General features: G+C 41.6%; 21 protein-coding genes and 2 pseudogenes. 20 read left to right on the top strand and 3 right to left on the bottom strand.

The window, feature by feature from the left end:
- Positions 1–69: 69 nt before the first annotated feature.
- Positions 70–882: a Cof-type HAD-IIB family hydrolase gene (locus HMPREF2685_RS01765; protein ID WP_070464912.1), complete on the bottom strand. Its 813-nt coding sequence runs from the start codon at positions 880–882 to the stop codon at positions 70–72.
- A 175-nt stretch (positions 883–1057) separates the two neighbouring features.
- On the opposite strand from HMPREF2685_RS01765, the gene HMPREF2685_RS01760 reads away from it, so the two are divergent.
- The 4 genes from HMPREF2685_RS01760 to brpA all read left to right on the top strand — a co-directional run bounded on the left by HMPREF2685_RS01760 (position 1058) and on the right by brpA (position 4841).
- The gene (locus tag HMPREF2685_RS01760; protein WP_070464909.1) at positions 1058–2479 is read left to right on the top strand and encodes an NCS2 family permease; all 1422 of its coding nucleotides are present in this window, start codon (positions 1058–1060) and stop codon (positions 2477–2479) included.
- Positions 2480–2655: 176 nt separating this feature from the next.
- Positions 2656–3111, top strand: coding sequence for a tRNA (adenosine(37)-N6)-threonylcarbamoyltransferase complex ATPase subunit type 1 TsaE (gene tsaE, locus HMPREF2685_RS01755; RefSeq protein WP_045760248.1), 456 nt, complete (start codon positions 2656–2658; stop codon positions 3109–3111).
- Positions 3104–3634, top strand: a complete 531-nt coding sequence (locus HMPREF2685_RS01750) for a GNAT family N-acetyltransferase (protein ID WP_045760249.1) — start codon at positions 3104–3106, stop codon at positions 3632–3634. Before tsaE ends, HMPREF2685_RS01750 begins: the two co-directional genes overlap by 8 nt.
- Positions 3635–3647: 13 nt before the next feature.
- Positions 3648–4841: a glycopolymer--peptidoglycan transferase LytR gene (brpA, locus tag HMPREF2685_RS01745; RefSeq protein WP_049490982.1), complete on the top strand. Its 1194-nt coding sequence runs from the start codon at positions 3648–3650 to the stop codon at positions 4839–4841.
- A 21-nt stretch (positions 4842–4862) separates the two neighbouring features.
- On the opposite strand, the gene HMPREF2685_RS01740 is transcribed toward brpA, so the two are convergent.
- Entirely contained in the window at positions 4863–5153 is a 291-nt protein-coding gene (locus tag HMPREF2685_RS01740; RefSeq protein ID WP_049472476.1) for a hypothetical protein, read from the bottom strand.
- Between the two features lie 12 nt (positions 5154–5165).
- Positions 5166–5579 carry an HIT family protein gene (locus tag HMPREF2685_RS01735; RefSeq protein WP_003012582.1) on the bottom strand — a complete coding sequence of 138 codons (414 nt, stop codon included), beginning with the start codon at positions 5577–5579 and terminating at the stop codon, positions 5166–5168.
- A 67-nt stretch (positions 5580–5646) separates the two neighbouring features.
- Between HMPREF2685_RS01735 and HMPREF2685_RS01730 the strand changes: the two genes are divergently transcribed.
- The 16 genes and pseudogenes from HMPREF2685_RS01730 (at position 5647) to HMPREF2685_RS01660 (ending at position 23457) form a co-directional block, all read left to right on the top strand.
- On the top strand, positions 5647–6378 hold the full coding sequence (locus HMPREF2685_RS01730; RefSeq protein ID WP_021154515.1) for an ABC transporter ATP-binding protein: 732 nt from the start codon (positions 5647–5649) through the stop codon (positions 6376–6378).
- Positions 6375–7430, top strand: coding sequence for an ABC transporter permease (locus tag HMPREF2685_RS01725; RefSeq protein WP_031575219.1), 1056 nt, complete (start codon positions 6375–6377; stop codon positions 7428–7430). Before HMPREF2685_RS01730 ends, HMPREF2685_RS01725 begins: the two co-directional genes overlap by 4 nt.
- Before the next feature lie 40 nt (positions 7431–7470).
- Positions 7471–8265, top strand: a complete 795-nt coding sequence (gene ccrZ / locus HMPREF2685_RS01720) for a cell cycle regulator CcrZ (RefSeq protein WP_023920250.1) — start codon at positions 7471–7473, stop codon at positions 8263–8265.
- Positions 8262–8897 carry a tRNA (guanosine(46)-N7)-methyltransferase TrmB gene (gene trmB, locus HMPREF2685_RS01715; protein ID WP_023920251.1) on the top strand — a complete coding sequence of 212 codons (636 nt, stop codon included), beginning with the start codon at positions 8262–8264 and terminating at the stop codon, positions 8895–8897. Before ccrZ ends, trmB begins: the two co-directional genes overlap by 4 nt.
- 97 nt (positions 8898–8994) lie before the next feature.
- Complete coding sequence (gene rimP / locus HMPREF2685_RS01710) at positions 8995–9474, top strand: ribosome maturation factor RimP (RefSeq protein ID WP_070449014.1); 480 nt, start codon at positions 8995–8997, stop codon at positions 9472–9474.
- A gap of 44 nt (positions 9475–9518) precedes the next feature.
- On the top strand, positions 9519–10661 hold the full coding sequence (nusA, locus tag HMPREF2685_RS01705) for a transcription termination factor NusA (protein ID WP_031575236.1): 1143 nt from the start codon (positions 9519–9521) through the stop codon (positions 10659–10661).
- A gap of 14 nt (positions 10662–10675) precedes the next feature.
- The gene (gene rnpM / locus HMPREF2685_RS01700; RefSeq protein ID WP_003010401.1) at positions 10676–10972 is read left to right on the top strand and encodes an RNase P modulator RnpM; all 297 of its coding nucleotides are present in this window, start codon (positions 10676–10678) and stop codon (positions 10970–10972) included.
- The gene (locus HMPREF2685_RS01695; RefSeq protein ID WP_045760253.1) at positions 10965–11264 is read left to right on the top strand and encodes a YlxQ-related RNA-binding protein; all 300 of its coding nucleotides are present in this window, start codon (positions 10965–10967) and stop codon (positions 11262–11264) included. The genes rnpM and HMPREF2685_RS01695 overlap by 8 nt, the downstream gene beginning before the upstream one ends.
- A gap of 16 nt (positions 11265–11280) precedes the next feature.
- Positions 11281–11404 (top strand): annotated as a pseudogene (locus HMPREF2685_RS10945) (translation initiation factor IF-2 N-terminal domain-containing protein); the annotation flags it as partial.
- A gap of 95 nt (positions 11405–11499) precedes the next feature.
- Positions 11500–13995: pseudogene (gene infB / locus HMPREF2685_RS01690) on the top strand (translation initiation factor IF-2); the annotation flags it as partial.
- 73 nt (positions 13996–14068) lie between these two features.
- Positions 14069–14419 carry a 30S ribosome-binding factor RbfA gene (gene rbfA, locus HMPREF2685_RS01685; protein ID WP_003003976.1) on the top strand — a complete coding sequence of 117 codons (351 nt, stop codon included), beginning with the start codon at positions 14069–14071 and terminating at the stop codon, positions 14417–14419.
- A 177-nt stretch (positions 14420–14596) separates the two neighbouring features.
- Entirely contained in the window at positions 14597–16228 is a 1632-nt protein-coding gene (locus tag HMPREF2685_RS01680; protein ID WP_049498095.1) for a Na/Pi cotransporter family protein, read from the top strand.
- Positions 16229–16381: 153 nt separating this feature from the next.
- Positions 16382–17539, top strand: a complete 1158-nt coding sequence (gene nagA / locus HMPREF2685_RS01675) for an N-acetylglucosamine-6-phosphate deacetylase (protein ID WP_037608475.1) — start codon at positions 16382–16384, stop codon at positions 17537–17539.
- Positions 17540–17711: 172 nt separating this feature from the next.
- On the top strand, positions 17712–17930 hold the full coding sequence (locus tag HMPREF2685_RS01670) for a hypothetical protein (RefSeq protein WP_003018530.1): 219 nt from the start codon (positions 17712–17714) through the stop codon (positions 17928–17930).
- On the top strand, positions 17927–18769 hold the full coding sequence (locus tag HMPREF2685_RS01665) for an aldo/keto reductase (protein ID WP_070464903.1): 843 nt from the start codon (positions 17927–17929) through the stop codon (positions 18767–18769). Before HMPREF2685_RS01670 ends, HMPREF2685_RS01665 begins: the two co-directional genes overlap by 4 nt.
- A 269-nt stretch (positions 18770–19038) precedes the next feature.
- Positions 19039–23457, top strand: coding sequence for a S8 family serine peptidase (locus tag HMPREF2685_RS01660; protein ID WP_070464901.1), 4419 nt, complete (start codon positions 19039–19041; stop codon positions 23455–23457).
- The last annotated feature ends 249 nt before the right edge of the window (positions 23458–23706 follow it).

Here is a 23706-nt window from a genome sequence, read left to right as displayed (position 1 = left end):
GGGTATTGATTAACCGATTAAGGATTTAGGGGAAAAAAGACATGAGGGCGTAACTCATGTCTTTTTCTATTATAAGAATAATTGAATTAATTGGCGCGCGACACCATCTTCATTATTCGTGAAATCAGTGATGGAGTCTGCATAAGGAATTAGGATAGAGCTCGCGTTTTTCATAGCATAACCATGACCAGCAAGAGTTAGCATCTCAGTATCATTGTGCTCATCTCCAAAAGCAATCAAATCTTTCTGATCCATATTGAGTTTATCTAGAAGGTAGGTCAGAGCGGATGCTTTGGTTACATTTTTGGGATTGCATTCCAGAATATTTAAAGGACCACCCCAAGTATTAATAGACAGATTGTAGTCATAATGCCGATTCATTTCATCTGCCAGAGCATATTTGTCTTCCGCTTTCGTTTGAAAAAGGATACAGTTTGGGTCACTTGTTACCCGTTCTGGATTAAATTGATTTTCTGGTTGGAAAGCCTCGATACCGAATAATTTAGGGTCTGCGACTTGCTCATTTGGATCGGTAATATAGAATTTATTGCGGTATTCGCCAGCTATAAAGTCCGCTTGGATGGTATCCCGGTTGGCGACCATATCTAGGAGGTATTTTTTATCTAAGGTTAAACATTGTTCATCTGCCCATTTTTTCTCAGGCAGATGGGTGAGGGAGCCATTGAAATTGATCATCGGAGTATCAAGCTCTAGTTGTTTGTAATAGGTATGGGCCATACGGTAGGGACGTCCTGTTGTAATAATGATTTTATGGCCAAGAGCGCTAATTTTTTTAATGGTATCAATCGTAAAGTCGCTCAATTTGCTTTCGGAATTTAAGAGAGTGCCGTCTAGATCTAGAGCGATCATCTTTTTATGCATATTTCAGTTCCTTTCGAGAAGAATGAGACCATTATATCAGAAAAATCGGAAAAGCGCTCAAAAATCGAGAAGAGAAGTAGGATTTCTTGAAAGGCGAAAGATCTTTTGGTAAAATAGAAATAACGTTCGCAAATTGATTGGGAGCGAGAATGATGAAAAAGGAGTTTATTCTGAAATGGATAAGTTTTTTAAACTTTCAGAACATGGAACCACTGTTCGAACAGAGGTTCTTGCTGGTTTGACAACCTTTTTTGCGATGAGTTATATCCTCTTCGTAAACCCTCAAATGTTGTCACAAACAGGTATGCCAGCTCAAGGAGTCTTCCTTGCAACGATTATTGGATCCGTTGTCGGGACCTTGATGATGGCTTTTTATGCCAATTTACCTTATGCACAAGCACCTGGGATGGGCTTGAATGCCTTCTTTACCTTTACCGTTGTATTTGGTATGGGCTACTCATGGCAGGAAGCTTTGGGGATGGTCTTCATTTGTGGAGTGATTTCATTGATTATCACATTGACAAATGTTCGGAAGATGATCATCGAATCGATTCCGACAGCTCTTCGCTCTGCTATTTCAGCGGGGATCGGGATTTTCTTGGCCTATGTTGGAATTAAGAATGCAGGATTTTTGAAATTCACGATTGACCCTCATACCTATACAGTGGTCGGAGAAGGAGCAGATAAGGCGAATGCAACGATCTCAGCAAATGCATCTGCTGTTCCTGGATTGGTTGATTTTAACAATCCAGCTGTCCTCTTGGCTCTTGTTGGTCTTGCGATTACTATTTTCTTTGTTGTCAAAGGGATTAAAGGTGGGATTATCCTTTCCATCTTAGCAACGACTGTTCTTGGAATTCTCATCCATGTTGTTGATATCACTAAAATTGACTTTGCAAGTAACCATCTAGGAGCTGCCTTTAATGATTTAGGCACGATCTTTGGTCAAGCTTTAGGATCGAAAGGATTGGGTTCTTTGATTTCCAATACGTCTCGTTTGCCTGAGACCTTAATGGCCATCTTAGCCTTCTCCTTGACTGATATTTTTGATACAATCGGAACTTTGATCGGTACGGGTGAAAAAGTTGGGATTGTTGCGACAAATGGGGAAAACCATCAATCAGCGAAATTAGATAAGGCCCTCTATTCAGACCTTGTAGCGACTTCAGTCGGAGCTATTGCAGGAACTTCAAACGTAACGACGTATGTTGAATCTGCAGCTGGTATTGGAGCTGGTGGACGCACTGGTTTGACAGCCTTGGTTGTAGCGATCTGTTTTGCTATTTCAAGTCTCTTTAGTCCTTTGTTGGCGATTGTACCGACCGCTGCTACAGCCCCAATTTTGATTGTTGTTGGGATCATGATGTTGAGTGGCTTGAAAAATATCCATTGGGAAGATATGTCAGAAGCAGTTCCTGCTTTCTTCACCTCTATCTTTATGGGCTTCAGCTACTCGATTACACAAGGGATCGCTGCTGGATTTATCACCTATAGCTTGGTGAAAGTGGTTAAAGGACAAGCCAAAGAAGTGCACAGCATGATTTGGATCCTAGATGTTCTCTTTATTTTAAACTACGTTAGCATGGCCTTGAATTAAGTATCAGAAAAGTGCCAAAAAGGAATGGGAGTTGTCTCCCATTCCTTTTTAGATGGATTGAGGGAATGAATGGGAGAATTTCCTGTATTTCCTGATTTTTTTCTCAAAAACAAACCGGAGTCGAACAATTTCTAAAAGAAAGAGCAGATTTTTAAAAAGTTTGGTATAATAGAGAAATGATTAGTCACAATGAAACGGAGCTGATCGCTCTAGGAAAACAGCTAGGAAAACTCTTAGAAAAGCAAGACGTGATTATCTTATCAGGTGATCTAGGGGCAGGAAAAACGACCTTTACCAAAGGAATTGCAAAGGGGTTAGGGATTGATCAGATGATTAAAAGCCCGACCTATACCATTGTTCGTGAATACGAAGGTCGCTTGCCTTTATACCATTTGGATGTTTACCGGATTGGGAATGATCCAGATTCTATTGATTTAGATGATTTTCTATTTGGAAATGGTGCTACCATTATTGAATGGGGAGAGCTGATTGAGCCGAGTCTCTCGGATGCTTATCTTAAAATTTTTATCCGAAAATTAGAAGATGGGCGAGAGTTAGCTTTTGAAGCTCATGGAGCGCGTGCAAAAGCTTTGCTAGCATCCTTTGAGCAGGTGGAAAAAACGGATGACTAAGGAAAAGGAAGTAACAGTAGAAATTCGGCAAGCTGACAGTGCAGATGCGGCTCTTGTCGTTGATTTCTTAAATCAAGTTGGGAAAGAGTCAGATTACATGACGCTAGATGAAGCTGGGATTGGCATGTCTCCAGCAGACATGGAGCAATTTCTGATGGTGCAAGAGATGGCGGAAAACCGGATTTGCCTCTTGCTATTTCTAGATCAGGAACTGGCAGCTTTGTTAAATATCACTGCAGCTTCTCAACGGTCCATTCGGCATATTGGTGATGTCTTTATTGTGGTTCAAAAAGCTTATTGGAATCAAGGACTTGGACAGATCTTGTTGGAAGAAGGGATCGAGTGGGCGCACTCGACCGGTGTTCTTCGCAAACTAGTCTTGAATGTCCAAGTGCGCAATAAACGAGCAGTTCACCTGTATAAAAAGTTAGGTTTTGAGATCGAAGGTTGCCAAGCTCGTGGAGCTTGTTCAGCTGAAGGAGAATTCTTAGATGTTTACCTTATGGGGAAACTGATAGATTAGAGAGAGATTCTATATGGTTAAAAAAATTATTTTGATGTTTTTGAGCTTATTGACGGTAACAGTGATTGGGATTGGGGCCTATGGCCTTACCATCCTAAACCAAACGACTGGGACTCTCAGTAAGACCTATAAAGGCTTTGGGAATGAGACCAATGTTATTGCAGAAAACAAGCCGATGACCATCCTTTTGATGGGGGTTGATACAGGTAGCGGTTCTCGGGAAGATCCTTGGGCCGGAAATAGTGATACCATGATTTTGGTGACTGTCAATCCTCAAACAAAAGAAACAACCATGACGAGCTTGGAAAGAGATATCCTAACCAATATTACTTCAGATGGCGAAACGGTCCAAGCAAAATTGAATTCGGCTTATGCTCAAGGTGGTGCCAAGTTAGCCATTAAGACCATTCAAGATCTTTTGAATATCCATATTGACCGCTATGTCATGATCAATATGAAGGGATTGGTTCAATTAGTGGATAAGGTTGGTGGCATCACGGTCAACAATCCATTTGACTTCGATATCTCGATCGAGGAAAATGAGCCAGAATATACGGCTAAGATCGCACCAGGACGTCAGGAGATTAATGGGGACCAAGCTCTCGTTTATTCACGCATGCGCTACCAAGACCCAGAAGGAGACTACGGACGTCAAAAACGCCAACGTGAAGTGATCAAAAAGATTGTTGAGAAAGTTTTAAGCCTCAATAGTTTGAGTCACTACAAAGGAATCATTGAGTCTGTTAGTGACAATATGCAAACCAACATTTCACTTGATAGCAACAGTCTTCTTCAATTGTTAGGATATAAAGATGCCCTTTCAACGATTCATCAGTACCAGTTGAAAGGAGAAGATGCCACCTTAGCAGATGGCGGAAGTTATCAGATTGTCACTTCAAAACATCTCTTGAAAATTCAAAATATCATCCGCAAAGCTTTGGGGATGAAAGAAATTAAAACATTGAAAACCAATGCTTACCTATTAGATGGAGATGAAGAGTTGAAGAATACTTCTTCTCAAAATGATACGCCAGCGGCATCATCTGAGGAAGCACCTGTTTACCAAGAGTTTAACCAACTACCAGTTGTACCATCGACCCAGGATACGGGAGTGGTGACGCCTCAAAGTTCTGTTGCACCAGTGACACCAGTTGCTCCTGCAGCTACAGAGTCGAGCAGTGTGACACCTACGGTACCTTCAGAATAAGAAAAAAACGATTGAGTTTTCTCAATCGTTTTTACTTGGTTGCCAGATGTCTTGAATTTCTTTTAGAGAGGCTGTTGCTTGTTGACTAAATAGTTTGGTCTTGTATTGGAAATCCGTTACCAATTCTTGAAGATTGGTCTGTTGGGCTTGGATAATATCCAGATTGCGTTGGATTTTTGCTAGGTTATCTTGAATTCCCTTAACCAATTGGCTGGATTCAGTCACCTCTGTTTTGATTTCTTTGCGGTTTTTAACCAGGTGGTAGCTAATGCTAGCTCCTGTTGCAAACCAAAAGAGATTTTTGAGTTTCATATGGCCTCCTTTTTAACTGTTTTTGATGGTTTCTGCGAGAACTGCTAGTTGTTCAAAATTAGGCTCGTGTTCAGTAAAAGAAATGGCAAGCTCATCTTGATCGGAATAGCGAGGGATAATGTGGACATGTGTGTGAAAAACGGTTTGTCCAGAAACTTCTTCCATGTTGCTGATGATATTCATTCCCTTAGCTTGGGTAGCAGCTTCTACTTTTTTAGCAACTTTAGAAACACGTGCAAATAGTTGAGCTGTGGCGGTTTCGTCCATCTCTAAAAGGTTGCGAGCGTGTTTTTTTGGAACCACTAACGTATGACCTGGTGTAACCTGAGAGATGTCCAAAAATGCGAGGACTTCCTCGTCCTCATAGACTTTGGAGGAAGGAATGTCGCCAGCTATAATCTTACAAAAAATACAATCGTCAACCATAAATACACCTCATTTAGACTAAATTTTGTTATAATATAAGAACATTATACCAGAAATCGGAGAAAATATGTTAGAAATCAACAAGTTGACAGGGGGCTATGTCAACATCCCTGTCCTGAAAGAGGTGAGTTTTTCAGTTCCGGATGGCCAACTGATTGGTTTGATTGGACTAAATGGAGCTGGGAAGTCAACCACTATTAATGAAATTATTGGTCTCCTGCATCCTTATGCTGGGGAAGTACGGATTGACGGCTTGAGTCTTCCAGAAGCTCCAACAGACTATCGTAAAAAAATCGGCTATATTCCAGAAACTCCTAGTCTATATGAAGAATTAACCTTGAGAGAGCATATCGAAACTGTAGCTATGGCCTATGATTTAGACATGGATCAGGTCATGGTGCGCGTCCAGCCTTTATTGGAACGATTCCGTTTGGCTGAAAAATTAGATTGGTTCCCGACCCAGTTTTCAAAAGGGATGAAGCAAAAGGTCATGATTATTTGCGCCTATGCAGTGGATCCAAGTCTTTATATTGTCGATGAACCCTTTTTGGGATTGGATCCTGTTGCGATTGCAGATTTGATTCAGTTATTGGCCGATGAGAAAGCAAAAGGAAAATCGATTTTGATGAGTACCCACGTTCTGGATTCGGCTGAAAAGATGTGTGATGGTTTTGTGATCCTCCATAAGGGTCAGATCCGAGCAAAAGGGACCTTGGACGAGCTGCGTTCAACTTTTGGGGATGAGAAAGCAAGTCTAAATGATATCTACATGACCTTGACAGAAGAGGAAACAGCATGAAAGAGTTGATGAAAAAACGGCAACAAACGTTTCGAACTCAATGTGTAAAATATAGCCGCTATGTTCTCAATGATCATTTCGTCCTCTTTATGTTGATTTTCATAGGATTTTTGGCGGTTCAATACAGCCAATTCTTACAAGATCTACCCAAAGATACAAGCCTGATCCGCTGGAGTCTCATGATTGGTTTGCTCCTCTTGGTTCCGATTGGCTCCATTGCGACCTACTTAGAGAAACCCGATGCTTTATTCCTTTTAGTAAAGGAAGAGGAAGTGAAACGTTATATCAAAGGGCAGGCCAAGAAGTCTTTTGTGTTTTGGTTTTTGATTCAAAGTTTTGTCCTTCTATTATTTGTGCCTCTTCTTCTGGCAACGGGGCTGGATAACCTTGCTATTGTAGCTTATATCCTTGTCTTAGGAGTGGCTAAATGGGCTGTTTTTAGCTGGAAGGAAGCGCGCTTCTACCAGGATGGAAATTTGAATTGGAACTTGGCCATTGCTCGTGAGAATGCAAGGAAACAATTGATTCTTCGCTTTTTTGCCTTGTTTACAACGGTGAAAGGGATCACTAACAGTGTTAAAAGAAGAGCTTACTTGGATGGTTTCTTAGGGCTTCTTCCCAAAACACATGGCAATACGTGGCTTCACTTATATATGCGCTCCTTCCTACGGAATGGAGATCTTTTCTCTATGACTCTCCGACTCTTGGCTCTTTCCATTCTCGCTATCATCTTTATTCCCCAGCCTCTCGTAGTGATTGCCCTTGTAGCCTTGCTCAATTACTTGGTTATTTTTCAATTACTGGGGCTTTACAGTGCTTTTGATTACCAACCCTTGACCCTCCTTTTCCCGATGAAAAAGGGCAGTAAAAAGGCAGGGTTGAACAAAACGATTCAGCTGGTCATGGGGATGATAACGGTGATAGAAGGGGGGATTGGTCTGGTCTTTATTTCAGATAAAGTCCTGTTGTTAGGCTTACTGGCTTACACAGTTGCTTTAATCCTACTCTATCTTCCATTTAAGATGGCGCGCTTGGTTGACGAAAGTCGTTAAAATTAGTAAAATAGATTGGAAACTTTTTACGGAGGAAAAGATGGACTCGAATGAAAAAGAGCTAAGCCTCACCCCAATTCCTGGGAAGAGTGGGAAGGCCTACATGGGGACCTACCCAGATGGTGGGCGCGTTTTTGTAAAAATGAATACGACCCCAATCCTTGCGGGTCTAGCAAAAGAACAGATTGCTCCTCAATTATTATGGAGTCGACGATTGCCAGATGGAAATGTGATGAGTGCCCAAGAATGGTTGAATGGGGAAATTCTCACGCCAAATGGGATGTCGAAAAAACAAGTCGTCAATATTTTAACGAGATTGCACCGTTCTAGACCTTTGATGACCCAATTGAAAAAACTTGGCTATCCTGTGGAATCTCCATTAGAATTGCTCAATTCTTGGAGCAATCGGTTGCCAATTGCCCTACGTCAGAACCACTATATCCAATCAGTCGTAAAGAATTTACGGAAGACAGTGCCAGCCTTTCGGGAGGATTATGCGACGATCGTCCATGGGGATGTCCGTCATAGTAACTGGATTGAGACAGAGAGCGGCTTGATTTATCTAGTCGATTGGGATTCCGTTCGTTTAACTGACAGGATGTTGGATGTGGCGCATATCTTGAGTCACTATATTCCAGATTCCAATTGGCGCGATTGGTTAGGTTATTATGGTTACAAGTACAACCAAAAGGTGTTTGATAAACTCTATTGGTTTGGTCAATACTCCTTCTTGTGGCAAATTGCTAAATACTATGAAAATAATGATTTAGAAAATGTCAATCGCGAGATCTATGCTCTGCGCAATTTCCGGTTGAAATATGGAAAGGAAATATGAGAGTTAGAAATCGTAAAGGAGCGACAGAATTACTAGAAGCCAATCCACAATATGTGGTCCTAAATCCAGAAGATGCTAAGGGAAAATGGCATGGGATTTTCGGAAATGACCACCCCATCCATATTGAAGTGGGAAGTGGAAAAGGAGCCTTTATTACTGGGATGGCTAAGGCCAATCCAGAGATCAACTACATCGGAATTGATATTCAAAAATCGGTCTTGAGCTATGCTTTAGATAAGGTCTTAGAAGCTGATGTTCCTAACATTAAATTGCTTTGGGTAGATGGGGATAGCTTGACCAACTATTTTGAAGATGGTGAAATTGATCAACTCTATCTGAATTTTTCAGATCCATGGCCAAAGAAACGTCATGAAAAACGTCGCTTGACTTACAAGACCTTCCTAGACACCTTTAAACAAATTCTTCCAGAACATGGGGAGATTCACTTTAAAACAGACAACCGAGGTTTGTTTGAATACAGTTTGGTGAGCTTTTCGCAATATGGAATGACTTTGAAGGGAGTCTGGTTGGACCTTCATGCTAGTGATTTCGAGGGGAATGTCATGACCGAATATGAGAAGAAGTTCTCAAGTAAAGGTCAGGTCATTTACCGTGTAGAAGCACAGTTTTAGCATATTCCTTGCAATCGTTGGGGAATCGTGCTATAATACACTAAATGAATAGAAAAGGAGAGGCGGGGAAATATCTTCGCCTCTTATCTATGAGGAGGTGGCAACCATCGCAACGATTGTTGACTTAGTAACAGAAGTGATTCAGCCAGCTATAAAGGAACCATTTGAATTGGTCGATGTTGAATATGGCAAAATGGGTGGTGACTACGTCTTAAGCATTTTCGTAGACAAACCAGAAGGAATCACACTGAATGATACAGCGGATTTGACAGAAATCATCAGTCCGCTATTGGATCAAATCAAACCAGACCCATTTCCAGAACAGTACTTTTTAGAAGTCACCAGTCCTGGCTTGGAGAGACCTTTGAAAACCAAGGAAGCACTCGAGGGAGCTGTTGGTAAGTACGTCAATATTAGCTTGTACAAGGCTGTTGAAAAGCAAAAGGTCTTTGAGGGGAACCTAATAGGTTTTGAAGAGGATGTTTTGACCATTGAGTATATGGATAAAACACGAAAGAAAACAGTGGATATTCCTTATAACCTTGTGTCCAAAGCAAGGTTGGCTGTAAAATTGTAACAGAATGAAAGAAAGGATGCCTTTATAGTAGAGGCAAGAAAAACATGAGTAAAGAAATGCTAGAAGCCTTCCGCATTTTGGAAGAAGACAAAGGGATCAAAAAAGAAGATATCATCGAAGCCGTCACAGAATCATTGCGTTCAGCTTATCGCCGTCGTTATGGACAATCAGAAAGTGCAGCGATTGAATTCAATGAAAAAACTGGAGATTTCCGTGTTTATACGGTTCGTGAAGTGGTGGATGAAGTCTTTGATAGCCGTTTAGAAATCAGCTTGAAGGATGCCTTGGCCATTAGTTCTGCTTATGAGTTGGGGGATAAGATCAAGTTTGAAGAAGCACCAGCTGAATTTGGTCGTGTAGCAGCTCAATCTGCTAAACAAACGATCATGGAAAAAATGCGTAAACAAACGCGCACCATCACCTATAACACTTATAAAGAACATGAAAATGAAATCATGAGTGGAACGGTGGAGCGCTTTGACAATCGATTTATCTATGTCAATCTTGGTTCGATCGAAGCTCAATTGTCTAAGCAAGACCAAATTCCAGGAGAAGTGTTCCAATCTCATGATCGGATTGAAGTCTTTGTCTACAAGGTAGAAGATAATCCACGTGGTGTCAATGTCTTTGTTAGTCGAAGCCATCCTGAAATGATCAAACGTTTGATGGAACAAGAAATTCCTGAAGTCTATGATGGAACTGTTGAGATTATGAGTGTAGCGCGTGAAGCTGGAGATCGTACAAAAGTTGCGGTTCGTAGCCATAATCCAAACGTAGATGCGATTGGGACTATCGTTGGTCGTGGTGGATCGAATATTAAAAAGATTACCAGCAAGTTCCACCCAGCTCGATACGATCAAAAATTAGACCGTATGGTTCCGACAGAAGAAAATATCGATGTCATCGAGTGGGTTCCAGATCCAGCTGAATTTATCTACAATGCGATCGCTCCTGCAGAAGTGGACCAAGTTATTTTTGATGATGAAGATAGCAAACATGCTCTCGTTGTGGTCCCAGACAACAAATTATCTCTTGCCATTGGTCGTCGTGGTCAAAACGTTCGTTTAGCAGCTCATTTGACTGGTTACCGCATCGATATCAAATCTGCTAGTGAGTTCGAAGAAATGGAAGCAGCTCAGGAAACTTTTGAAGACCAAGTAGAAAGTGACGAAGAGCAAGTCGATTAAGAGAGGGAGGGAAAATGGTAAAAACAAGAAAAATCCCTTTAAGAAAATCTGTCGTTTCAAATGAAATTATTGATAAGCGCGATTTGCTCCGCATTGTCAAAAATAAAGAAGGACAAGTCTTTATCGATCCAACTGGCAAAGCCAATGGTCGAGGTGCTTACATCAAGCTAGACAATGAAGAAGCGGCACTTGCTAAGAAAAAGAAAGTTTTTAATCGTAGCTTTAATATGGAAGTGGAAGAAGCTTTCTATGATGAATTGATCGCTTATGTAGATCATAAGGTGAAGAGAAGAGAGTTAGGCCTTGAATAAGCAAAAGATAAGTAATTTGTTGGGTTTGGCGCAAAGAGCAGGAAAACTCATTTCTGGAGAAGAACTCGTGATCAAAGCAATCCAGGAAGAAAAAGCAAAATTAGTTTTTCTGGCAAATGATGCAGCTAGTAACCTGACAAAAAAGGTGACAGATAAGGGTCACTATTATGAGGTTCAAGTATCTACCGTGTTTTCAACACTAGAATTAAGCACTGCAATTGGACGTTCTCGTAAGGTCGTCGCTGTTGTAGATGCTGGATTTTCAAAGAAAATGAGGTCTCTTATGGAATAGAAGAGGAGGACAGCAATTGTCTAAGAAAAGATTATACGAAATTGCCAAAGAATTGGGCAAGGAAAGTAAGGAAGTCGTCACTCGTGCGAAAGAATTAGGTTTTGACGTCAAGAGTCATGCATCTAGTGTCGATACTGATGTTGCTGAAAAGCTGATCAAGAGCTTTGCAGCGAAAAAAGAAACAGTCGAAAAGAAAGTAGCAGAAGTGGCTGCCAAGACAACGGCTGTCGCAGAGAAAAAAGAAGCAGCGCCTGTCAAAAAAGAAGGAGCAACTGAGACAAAATCAGTAACGCCAGCTGCTAAACCAAAGAGTCGTAACTTTAAAGCGGAACGAGAAGCGCGTGCAAAAGAACAGGCTGAACGTAGGAAACAACAAGACAATCGTCCAAAACGTGATCGCAAAGATAATCAGCGTCATGGTGACAACCGAAATCAACGACCACAAGAGCGAAATGAACAGCGAAATCAAGGTTCTGAGCGTCGTAATAACCGACCAGATCAAAGACGTAGTGCACAACCCCAAGTGGCACCAAAAGTTGATTTCAAAGCGCGTGCAGCAGCACTGAAAGCTGAACAAAATGCTGAATACGCACGTGGAAGTGAAGATCGCTACAAACAACAAGCTGCAAAAGCAGAACAAGAACGTCAACAGCGCCGGAAACGGGTAGAAGCACCAGAAGTGAAAGCACCTGTACAGGAGCCAGCTGTTGAGAACCATACAAAACCAGCTGTTGCTGCTGCTCCAGCTCAAGTCGATACACGTCGGAAGAAACAAGCGCGACCAGATAAGAAACGCGATGATTTTGATCGTGAAGAAGATGGTCCAAGAAAACAACAAAGGAATCGAAATAGTCAAAATCAAGTGAGAAATCAGAGAAATAGTAACTGGAATAACAATAAGAAAAATAAAAAAGGAAAGAACAACCGTAATGATGCTCCAAAACCAGTAACAGAGCGTAAATTCCATGAATTACCAAGTGAATTTGAGTATACGGATGGAATGACGGTTGCCGAAATCGCAAAACGCATCAAGCGTGAACCGGCTGAAATCGTCAAGAAACTCTTTATGATGGGAGTCATGGCGACTCAAAATCAATCGCTGGATGGAGATACGATTGAACTCTTGATGGTGGATTATGGAATTGAAGCCAAGAAAAAGGTTGAAGTGGACAATGCCGATATCGAACGCTTCTTCGTTGAAGATGGTTATTTGAATCCAGATGAGTTGGTAGAGCGTCCACCAGTTGTCACCATCATGGGACACGTTGACCACGGTAAAACTACCCTTTTGGATACTCTTCGTAATTCACGTGTAGCAACAGGTGAAGCGGGAGGAATCACCCAGCACATCGGTGCCTACCAAATCGTGGAAAATGGTAAGAAGATTACCTTCTTGGATACACCTGGACACGCGGCCTTTACTTCTATGCGGGCGCGTGGTGCATCTGTTACGGATATTACCATCTTGGTCGTAGCGGCAGATGACGGGGTGATGCCTCAGACTATCGAAGCTATTAACCACTCAAAAGCGGCGAATGTCCCAATCATTGTGGCTATTAACAAGATTGATAAACCAGGTGCCAACCCAGAACGTGTCATCGGTGAATTGGCGGAACATGGGGTTATGTCAACTGCCTGGGGTGGCGATTCTGAGTTTGTAGAAATCTCAGCTAAGTTCAACCAAAATATCGATGAACTCTTGGAAACGGTCCTTCTTGTGGCTGAAATCCAAGAACTCAAGGCAGATCCAACTGTTCGTGCCATCGGTACCGTTATCGAAGCGCGTTTGGATAAAGGAAAAGGTGCAGTGGCAACCCTCCTTGTTCAACAAGGTACCTTGAATGTCCAAGACCCAATCGTTGTCGGAAATACCTTTGGACGTGTCCGTGCCATGACCAATGACCTTGGACGTCGTGTGAAGGTTGCAGGACCATCTACTCCGGTTTCTATCACTGGTTTGAACGAAGCGCCAATGGCGGGTGACCACTTCGCGGTTTACGAAGATGAAAAATCTGCGCGTGCGGCGGGTGAAGAACGTGCCAAACGTGCTCTGATGAAACAACGTCAAGCAACCAACCGCGTCAGCCTTGAAAATCTCTTTGATACCTTGAAGGCTGGGGAAGTGAAATCTGTTAATGTCATCATTAAAGCCGATGTACAAGGTTCGGTTGAAGCCCTTGCTGCTTCCCTTCAAAAGATTGAAGTAGAAGGTGTGAAAGTGACCATCGTTCACTCAGCAGTTGGTGCCATCAACGAATCAGACGTGACCCTTGCAGAAGCTTCAAATGCCTTCATCATCGGATTTAACGTCCGCCCTACGCCACAAGCACGTCAACAAGCTGAAGCTGATGAGGTAGAAATCCGTCTTCACTCAATTATCTACAAAGTGATTGAAGAAATGGAAGATGCCATGAAGGGTATGTTGGATCCTGAGTTCGAAGAGAAAGTCATCGGGGAAGCAGTTATTCGTGAAACCTTTAAGGTCTCTAAAGTGGGTACCATCGGTGGATTTATGGTCCTCAGTGGTAAGGTCACTCGTGATTCCAAGGTTCGTGTCATTCGTGACGGTGTCGTGATATATGACGGTGCTCTTGCAAGCTTGAAACACTTCAAAGATGATGTCAAAGAAGTGACAAATGGTCGTGAAGGTGGATTGATGATTGAAGGCTACAATGATATCAAGACAGACGATACCATTGAAGCCTACATCATGGAAGAAATTAAAAAATAAGAGGCTGACTAGGAAAAAAGAGGAATTTTCTCTGATTTCCTAGTTTTTAAACACAAAGCAGAAAGGAGTTCCTATGGCAAGTCATTTTCGGACAGATCGAGTAGGGATGGAAATCAAGCGTGAAGTCAATGAGATTTTACAAAAGAAAGTCCGTGACCCGCGTGTTCAAGGCGTTACTATTACGGATGTTCAAATGCTAGGTGATTTGTCTATGGCCAAAGTGTATTATTCAATTATGAGTGATTTGGCTTCAGACAATCAAAAGGCTCAGACAGGCCTTGAAAAAGCAACAGGAACCATCAAGCGTGAATTAGGTCGGAATTTGAAACTGTACAAGATTCCGGATCTTACTTTTGTCAAAGACGAGTCTATCGAATACGGTAACAAGATCGATGAGATGTTACGCAATTTGAACAAAGACTAGAGAGGTTGGAAATTTTCCACCCTCTTTTTTTGGCTCTTAAAACGAGGAAAATAAAACAGAAGGAAAAACGGTTTCAAAAAATAATAGAAATTTACAGAAATCTCTTGTGTGATTGGAAATTATCCTTTACAATAGGAGAGGAGTTTTATTTCTGATCTCAAATTTGGAGGAATGAACATGTCGATTAACTGGCAGGAAATTGTATTTAACTTTTTGGGAGGCCTGGGGCTCTTTCTCTATAGTATTAAAACCATGGGAGAAGGCTTGCAACAGGCTGCAGGAGATCGACTTCGATACTATATTGATAAATATACGAGTAATCCCTTTCTAGGGGTTCTAGTAGGGATTGGGATGACTGCCTTGATTCAGTCGAGTTCAGGGGTTACAGTGATTACGGTCGGTCTGGTGAGTGCAGGACTTCTAACCCTCCGTCAAGCTATTGGTATTGTTATGGGGGCCAATATTGGAACGACTATTACCTCCTTTATCATTGGTTTTAAATTAGGAGACTACGCTCTTCCCATGCTCTTTATCGGAGCGGTTTGTCTCTTCTTTACCAAAAATCGTTTGGTTAATAATGTTGGACGAATCGTTTTTGGTGTCGGTGGTATCTTCTTTGCCCTCAACTTGATGAGTGGGGCTATGGAACCTCTTAAAGATTTGCAAGTCTTTCGTGACTATATGGTGCAGTTAAGTAAAAGTCCTATCTTGGGTGTCTTTGTTGGATCAGGCTTAACACTTTTGATTCAGGCCTCTTCTGCAACCATTGGTATCTTGCAAAATCTCTATGCTAGTCATTTGATTGACCTGAAAGGAGCCCTCCCAGTTCTCTTTGGTGATAATATCGGAACGACCATTACAGCTATCATTGCTTCCTTGGGAGCTAATATTGCGGCCAAACGTGTGGCAGGTGCCCATGTAGCCTTTAATGTTATCGGAACCATTATCTGTCTTGTCTTCCTTGTTCCGTTTACCTCTTTGATTCAATGGTTTGAAACGACTCTTCATTTATCCCCAGAAATGACCATAGCCTTTGCTCACGGAACCTTTAATATAACCAATACCATCATCCAGTTCCCATTCATTGGAGCTTTGGCATACTTTGTGACCAAGCTGATTCCTGGTGAGGATGAGGTTGTCAAATATGAACCGCTCTACTTGGATGAAAACTTGATCACCCAAGCGCCTTCGATTGCTCTTGGAAATGCGAAAAAAGAGTTGCTTCATTTAGGTGGATATGCAGATAAAGCCTTTAGCCTCTCTTATGATTATATTGTTCATCAAAATGAGAAAACAGCTGAAAAAGGTCATAAGACAGAAGAAGCCATCAATACCATCGATGATGATTTGACTCGCTACCTGATTCGTTTGTCAAGTGAAGCCTTGAGTCCGAGAGAAAGTGAAGTTCTCACCAATATCTTGGATTCTTCACGGGATTTGGAGCGGATTGGAGATCACGCGGAAGCCTTGATCAATCTGACCGATTATTTAATTCGTAAGAAAGTGGTCTTTTCAGAAGCGGCCTTGGCTGAATTGGAAGATATTTACAACCAAACCCATCAATTTGTAGAGGATGCTTTGAAAGCTATCGAGCACAATGATGTGAGTCTTGCAAACCAATTGGTAGCACGTCACGAGGCAATTGAAAAATTGGAGAAAAGACTTCGGAAAACTCATATTCGTCGTTTGAACCAAGGTGAATGTACGCCACAAGCCGGAGTGAACTTTATTGATATCATTTCTCACTATACACGTGTTGCAGACCATGCCATGAATCTAGCTGAAAAAGTACAAATCGAGCAAATTTAAGGAACGTCAAACAGAGTAAGTAGGAAGCTTACTCTGTTTTTTGTTGGATTCTATTCAAAAATAGGTCTAGACCATTTACAAATGGAAGTGAAAGCGTTATAATATGTATGAATATAAATGGAACACAGTTCCTACAATGGAAAGGACGATTTTATGTCTACATATATTAAAGCAGATCAATTTTATTACCCACATGGGGTTCGCCGCGGAGGCTATTTGGAACTCGTTGATGGCAAGTTTGGAAAACATGTGGAAAGCTTGCCAGAAGGTGCGGATGTGCTGGATTATTCTGGTTACAGCATTGCGCCTGGCCTCGTAGATACCCATATTCACGGATTTGGTGGGGTAGATGTGATGGATAACAATATCGAAGGCACTCTCCATACCATGAGTGAAGGTCTCTTGAGTACAGGGGTTACGAGTTTTTTGCCTACGACCTTGACTTCCTCTTACGAACAACTTTTGGCAGTAACGGAAAATATCGGTGCACGATACAAAGAAGCAACAGGAGCCAAGATTCGCGGGATTTATTTTGAAGGACCTTATTTTACAGAAAAATACAAGGGAGCTCAAAACCCATCTTATATGAAGGATCCAAGTATGGAAGAATTCCGGGCTTGGCAAAAAGCTGCCAATGGTCTGTTGAATAAGATTGCCCTTGCTCCCGAGCGTGAAGGGGTAGAAGACTTTGTTCGGACCATTACAGGAGAAGGGGTGACTGTCGCTTTGGGACACTCCAATGCTACTTTTGAAGAAGCTAAAAAAGCGGTTGATGCAGGTGCGAGTGTCTGGGTGCATGCCTACAATGGTATGCGTGGTTTGACACACCGTGAACTCGGTATGGTTGGTGCTATGTATGAGTTGCCTCATACTACAGCAGAGTTGATCTGTGATGGCCATCACGTGGATCCGCTAGCGTGTGATATCCTGATGAAACAAAAAGGAAAAGAAAATGTTGCCTTGATTACTGACTGTATGACAGCTGGGGGCTTAGAAGACGGGGACTACATGCTTGGGGAATTCCCGGTTGTGGTCGCTGAAGGAACTGCTCGCTTGAAATCAACTGGTAATCTAGCTGGCTCAATCTTGAAATTGAAAGATGGATTAAAAAATGTTGTAGAGTGGGGAATTGCTAACCCTCACGAAGCAGTGATGATGGCCAGCCTCAATCCGGCAAAATCAGTCCATATTGATGATGTTTGTGGTCAAATCCGTGAAGGATATGATGCGGACTTCATCGTGCTTGATCAAAATTTGGATCTGGTTGCGACCTATCTCGATGGGGTCAAACGTTACCAAGCTACCAATTAGATTCAAGAATCGCAGATAGAATACTCCCTCTCTAGGTCATACCTAGAGAGGTTTTTGTGACGTATTCAAGGGGTTAAACAGTCTTGAGTGGCTTTTTGTTTACCGATGGTAGTGCAATTTTGTGAATGCTGTCTTTTCATGCTATAATGGGAATTGAAATGTGAGGTAGCTTATGAAGGCAATTGATATACGTTTTTTATTGATGGGAATTTTTTTCTTGCTCTATGGGATTGTAAGAAAAAATATCTTTATTGTGATTGTTGGTGGGGCATTTTTACTCTATAGTTTTTATAGCAAGAAGATGGAGCCAACCAAGAAAAATATTTTTAAGCCAGAGCTCAAGCTTCGAGGGCCTAAGAAACCGAAATCGAAGAAAGGAAAGAAAAAATGAATCATTATCGTTTAAATAATGGGGTGGAGATTCCTGTATTGGGATTTGGAACTTGGAAAGCAGCGGATGGAGAAGAAGCCTATCAAGCTGTGTTAGCTGCTTTAAAAGCAGGTTATCGCCATATCGATACAGCTGCGATTTATCAAAATGAAGAGAGTGTGGGTCGTGCGATCAAGGATAGTGGTCTTAAGCGCGAAGACTTGTTTATTACTACCAAACTTTGGAATACGAATCATACTTATGAAGAGGCCCAAGCTGCTTTGGAAGTGTCTCTTGAAAAACTGGGCTTAGATTATGTCGATCTATATTTGATTCATTGGCCAAATCCAAAGCCCCTTCGAGAAAATGATGCTTGGAAAAAACGAAATGCTGAGGTTTGGCGAGCCATGGAAGATATGCTAGCTGTTGGTAAGGTTCGGGCTATTGGCATTAGCAATTTTCTTCCTCATCATTTGGAAGCGCTCCTTGAAACAGCTCGGGTCATCCCGTCTGTGAACCAAATTCGTCTAGCACCTGGGGTTTACCAAAGCGAAGCCATCGCAGCGAGTCGCAAGCATGGCATTTTACTAGAGGCTTGGGGACCTTTTGGCCAAGGAGAATTGTTCCAAAATGAACAAGTAAAAGAAATGGCTACTAAATATGGAAAGACCGTCGCCCAACTAGCCCTGGCTTGGAGTTTACAAGAAGGTTTCCTTCCATTGCCCAAATCGGTTACGCCTGAGCGGATTGCGAGTAATTTAAATTGCTTTGATTTTGAATTGACGGCAGATGATATGGAACTCCTTCGCCATCTTCCGGTTGAAGCAGGTGCACCAGATCCGGACACCAAAGATTTTTAAGAGAGAATTTCTATTTATTAATGAAAACCGAGGACAGTTTCGTTCTCGGTTTTTAAGATCCTTTCAATGATTAAATAATTTTAAAAATCCAATAAAAACAGATGTTCTATAATACTTTCCCATACTAATTTACATTTTTCCGAACGAAAATAAATTAATAGTTAGTAATATTCGTAAATGTTACATTTGTGTTACATTTTGTTTTTTGAATGAATTTTCAGATAATTTTGCGTTATAATAGTTACTATTAAAATAAAAGGGGAGTTTCTATGAATAGACAAGAACGTTTTTCATTAAGAAAATACAAATTTGGTGTAGCCTCAGTTTTATTAGGGGCTGTTTTGGTATTTGGATCTGCACAAGCGAGTGCTGAAGAACAAGCGGCCAGCCAAACGAGTGCTGGAACACAGCTTGTAGCCACTACTCAACAGGCACCTGCTGAAGAAGAGCATTCACAAGCAACAGAAGCAAGTAAAGCAGTTGCTAGTGAGAAAGTAGAAGTTGCAAAAGAAGCAACAGTTGCTGATAAGACAACGAATACAACAGAAGCAGCTCTTGTTGAAAAAGCAGAAGCTCCGAAAGAGGTAGCTGCTGTTTCTGAAACAAAACCGGAAGTAGCGGAAAAACCTGTAGAAAAAGCAACAGCAGTGGCTACTGCGACAAGTTCGGAAACAACGAATCGTCATGAGGCAGCTGAAAAACCTCAAAGCATCGAAAGTGACGAAATTATTACTGTTCCCCAAACCTGGAAGCAAGGCTATAAAGGGGAAGGGATGGTTGTCGCCGTCATCGACTCTGGCTTGGATGTGAACCATGAGGTTCTTCGGATTACCGATCCTTCAAAAGCTAAGTTTAAAAACCAAGAAGAAATCGAAGCTGCTAAGAAAGCGGCAGGAATCGATTATGGTAAATGGTACAACGACAAGGTTGTCTACGCTTATGACTACTTTGATGGGACCGACAATATCAAAGAGGCTGAAAGAGATTCCCATGGGATGCACGTTACAGGGATTGCAACAGGGAATCCTGATAAAGCAGCAGGAAACGGAGAAAAGATCTATGGTGTAGCACCAGAAGCGCAAGTTATGTTTATGCGTGTCTTCTCAGATCGCCAAAAAACAACGGGATCTGCTCTTTATGTAAAAGCAATTGATGATGCTGTAGCTCTTGGTGCAGATACTATCAACATGAGTCTTGGTTCTACGACTGGTTCTACGGTCAATGCGGATTCAGATATTGTGGATGCCATTAAACGGGCGCGCGCTAAAGGCGTATCTGTCTTAATTTCTGCAGGAAATAGCAATAGCTTTGGAAATGGTTACTCAAGACCTTCTGCTGAAAATCCAGATTATGGTTTGGTCGGAAATCCTTCAACAGTAGAGGACTCCATCTCTGTTGCTTCTATCAATAATAATGTTATTACGACAGAAGTGTTTGAAGTCAAAGGCCTTGAAGGCAATGCGGAAGCGGATAACGGTAAGTTTGATTACAGTAAATCTGCTGCAGACGCTGATTTTGAAAAAGGCAAAGAGTACGAATATGTGTCAGTTGGTCTTGGAAAAGAAGATGATTTCAAAGATCTGGATCTTACCGGTAAATTAGCCTTAATCCAACGCGGGGAAATTCCATTCTCAGAAAAGATTGCGAATGCCTTCCATCATGGTGCAGCAGGAGCTTTGGTCTACAATAATGTGGAAGGATCGAACCTTGGAATGGCAATTGAAGGAGATGCGAAAAAGATCCCATCTGTCTTTATTTCAAAACGTTATGGGGAAGCTCTTAAGGCAGGTTCCTACAAAATTGTCTTTAACAATACTATGGCCAACCGTCCATCTCCAGAAGCAGACCAATTGTCTGATTTCTCAAGCTGGGGAGTGACAACCGATGGTCAGTTGAAACCAGATGTCACAGCACCTGGTGGGAATATCTTCTCTTCTTTAAATGACAATACCTACGGGGATATGAGTGGTACTAGTATGGCTTCACCTCACGTGGCAGGTGTCGCCGCCTTGGTCAAAGAATACCTTGTGAAGAACCATCCAGAATTGACTCCTGAACAAGTTTCTGCAACTGTGAAAGCCTTGATTATGTCTACGGCTAAACCACATGTTAACAAAGAAACCGGTGTCTATACGTCTCCACGCCAACAAGGAGCAGGGGTTGTAGACACAGCCGCAGCCGTTTCAACAGACTTGTATGTGACTGGTGAAAACAACTATCCAAGCGTTACTCTTGGTAATGTTGGAGATAGCTTTACCTTTGATGTCACAGTCCACAATATTTCAGATACCGATCGTACCTTGAAAATGTTGGTGAATACTGACACAGATGAAGTGAAGGATGGTAAATTTACCCTACGTCCACGTAAATTAACAGAAACTGCTTGGCCTGAAGTAACCGTGAAAGCACATAGTTCTGAAACAGTTACAGTGAAAGTCGACACAAGTAAATTCACAGAAGAATTAAGCAAAGAAATGCCAAATGGCTATTTCCTTGAAGGATTTGTTCGTTTTGTCGATCCAGCAGATGATGGGGATGTAGTTAGCTTGCCGTTTATGGGATTCAAGGGAGAATTCCAAAACCTTCCAGCTGTTGAAAAACCAATCTATGATTTGGTTCGCGAAGGAAAAGATGGCTTCTACTATCATGTTCCAAAAGATTTGAATATCTCCTCTAGTGCCAATGTTTCTGCGCTTGTTACCCTGCAAAATGACCTTCTCCTCACACAAGGAAAACGAGATGGTCGTCGGATTACAGTTCTTGGTATTGAAGAAAATGCGGAAGGTACACATTCTCTTCAATTAGATGAGAATGGGAATGTTCGCATTGCCATTTCGCCAAATGAAGATGGAAATAAAGACCTCGTTGAATACAAGACAGTCGCTCTTCGAAATATTGAAAACCTTCGTGCAACTGTTTATGCAGCAAGTGATACGGAACATAAAAATCCATTGTGGGAAGGAACTCCATCTGACCATCGTAAGAACTTCTTCAACGGTGACCAAAAGAACCCACGCAGCTACACATTAGCTAATACTACTTGGAATGGTATTGATGCGAATGGGAATGCAGTAGCAGATGGTCTATATGATTATGTCATTCGTTACACACCAATGGTTCCTGGTGCTGAAGAGCAATCAACGACCTTTAAGGTTCAAGTTGATACTCAAAAACCAGTGATCACATCTGGATATATTCGCTTTAAAGATGGGGCACAACAGTTTGTAGCTCGTAAAGCCAAAGATGTTGGAGACGGCGGAATCTTATCTGAAAAACTCGTTTACGTCACACCATTTGATGATAAGGGAACAATGGTCCAAACTAGTGATGATAAGAATGGTACTCGTGCGCTTGAAAATTATCATGTGATCAAGGCCAATGCAGATGGTAGCTTCGATCTTCCTGAAAACATCGATAAGAAGAATATCTACTACTATGTAGAAGACTTTGCGGGGAACGTAGACTATGTTTCACTAGCTGATTTAGTTCGGGATCAAAATAGTGGTCGTATTCAAATTGCAGTGCGTGATGCTAAGACAAACAAAGATATAGATACCATGTATGTGTATCGTATCAAGGACAGCAATGGTCAATATGTAACGGTTGATAAAACAAAAGATATTAACTTCTTGAACTTTGGTCATTATACTGCAGAAATCTTTACGTATGATCGTACAGAAGTGAAATTTGTCAGCAGCTTGACCCAAGAATTTGATTTGACAGAGGATAATAGTTTCCAAACGATTGCTTTTCTTGCCAATACTTTAGAATATGCACCAGTTAGCATCAGCTTTGATCAACCGGTTTCAAAAGCAGCTACGATCGTATTAAAAGGGGCAGATGGTGAAAACTTTGTCTTGCCTGCTGAAAAATATGGTAAAAATGGCTTTGGTAAATCTGTAGCAACTGGTCAATATACCTTGGTTGCAACTCTTCCTACAGGCTATGAACTAGCTGAGGAAGCACCAGTGATTTCAGTTGTCGCAGGGCGCAACAACAATTACCGTATTGGAGTGATCTCAAAAGTGGATCTCTTAGCTGCTTTGAACAACCAAGCAGATGTTACAAAGACAGCGCAATACTTCAATGCCAGTGCGGATAAGAAGGAAGCCTATGATCAAGCCTTGCAAGCGGCCCAAGCAGCCTTGACCAACAAGGTTAGTCAAGAGCAAGTCAACCAAGCTCTAGCTAGTCTTGAAGCTGCCAGCCAAGCTTTGGATGGGAAAGATTCAAACGTTGCGGCCTTGAAAGAAGCGATGCAGGCTTACGATGCTACGACAAAAACTGGTCGTTATGCCAATGCCAAAGAAAAAGTACGTCGCGACTACGATCGTGCTTTCCAAACAGTAGCCTTGCTTGCAGTTGATCCAACTGTGAAACAAGAACAAATCAATCAAGCACTTGCTGAGCTTAGCCGTGCAGAAGGAAAATTAAACGGGAAAGCAACTGATTTTTCAAGTCTTGAAAAATACATCAAGGAAGAATTGAAGTTCCAAGAAAAGAATGCGAAATTCATCTATGCTGGAAATGAAGAAAAAGAAGCTTACCTAGTAGCCTTCAAGGATGCACAAACCATCCTTTCAAATCCAGGAGCAAGCCAACAAGATGTGAAAGATGCTTTGACAGCCTTGAAGAATGCCAAGAAAAAACTTCATGGTAAAAAACCAAAAGCTGCAAGACGTCCATAAGAAAAACAACATTGTTTGTTAGCCTAAAATCCGTATGAAACGATTGTTTCATGCGGATTTTAATTTACAAGTCACTAAAAATCTGCTATAATACTAGTCAAGAAAGAAGGGCTTACGGCGTTTTTCTAGCGAGCTTGGGATAGTGAGAGCCAAGTAGAGCAAGGTAAGCAAGTGGCGCTTTCTCTCAGTAAAAAGCTGAGTAAAGTAAAATAAAATGAAGTAATAAATTAGGGTGGAACCGCGTTTCTA

The sequence above is a fragment of the Streptococcus sp. HMSC074F05 genome, from assembly GCF_001808725.1.
Lineage (GTDB): Bacteria > Bacillota > Bacilli > Lactobacillales > Streptococcaceae > Streptococcus > Streptococcus parasanguinis_I.
The sequence above is the reverse complement of the archived record's forward strand: the minus strand, read 5'-3'. Positions and strand labels throughout refer to the sequence as shown.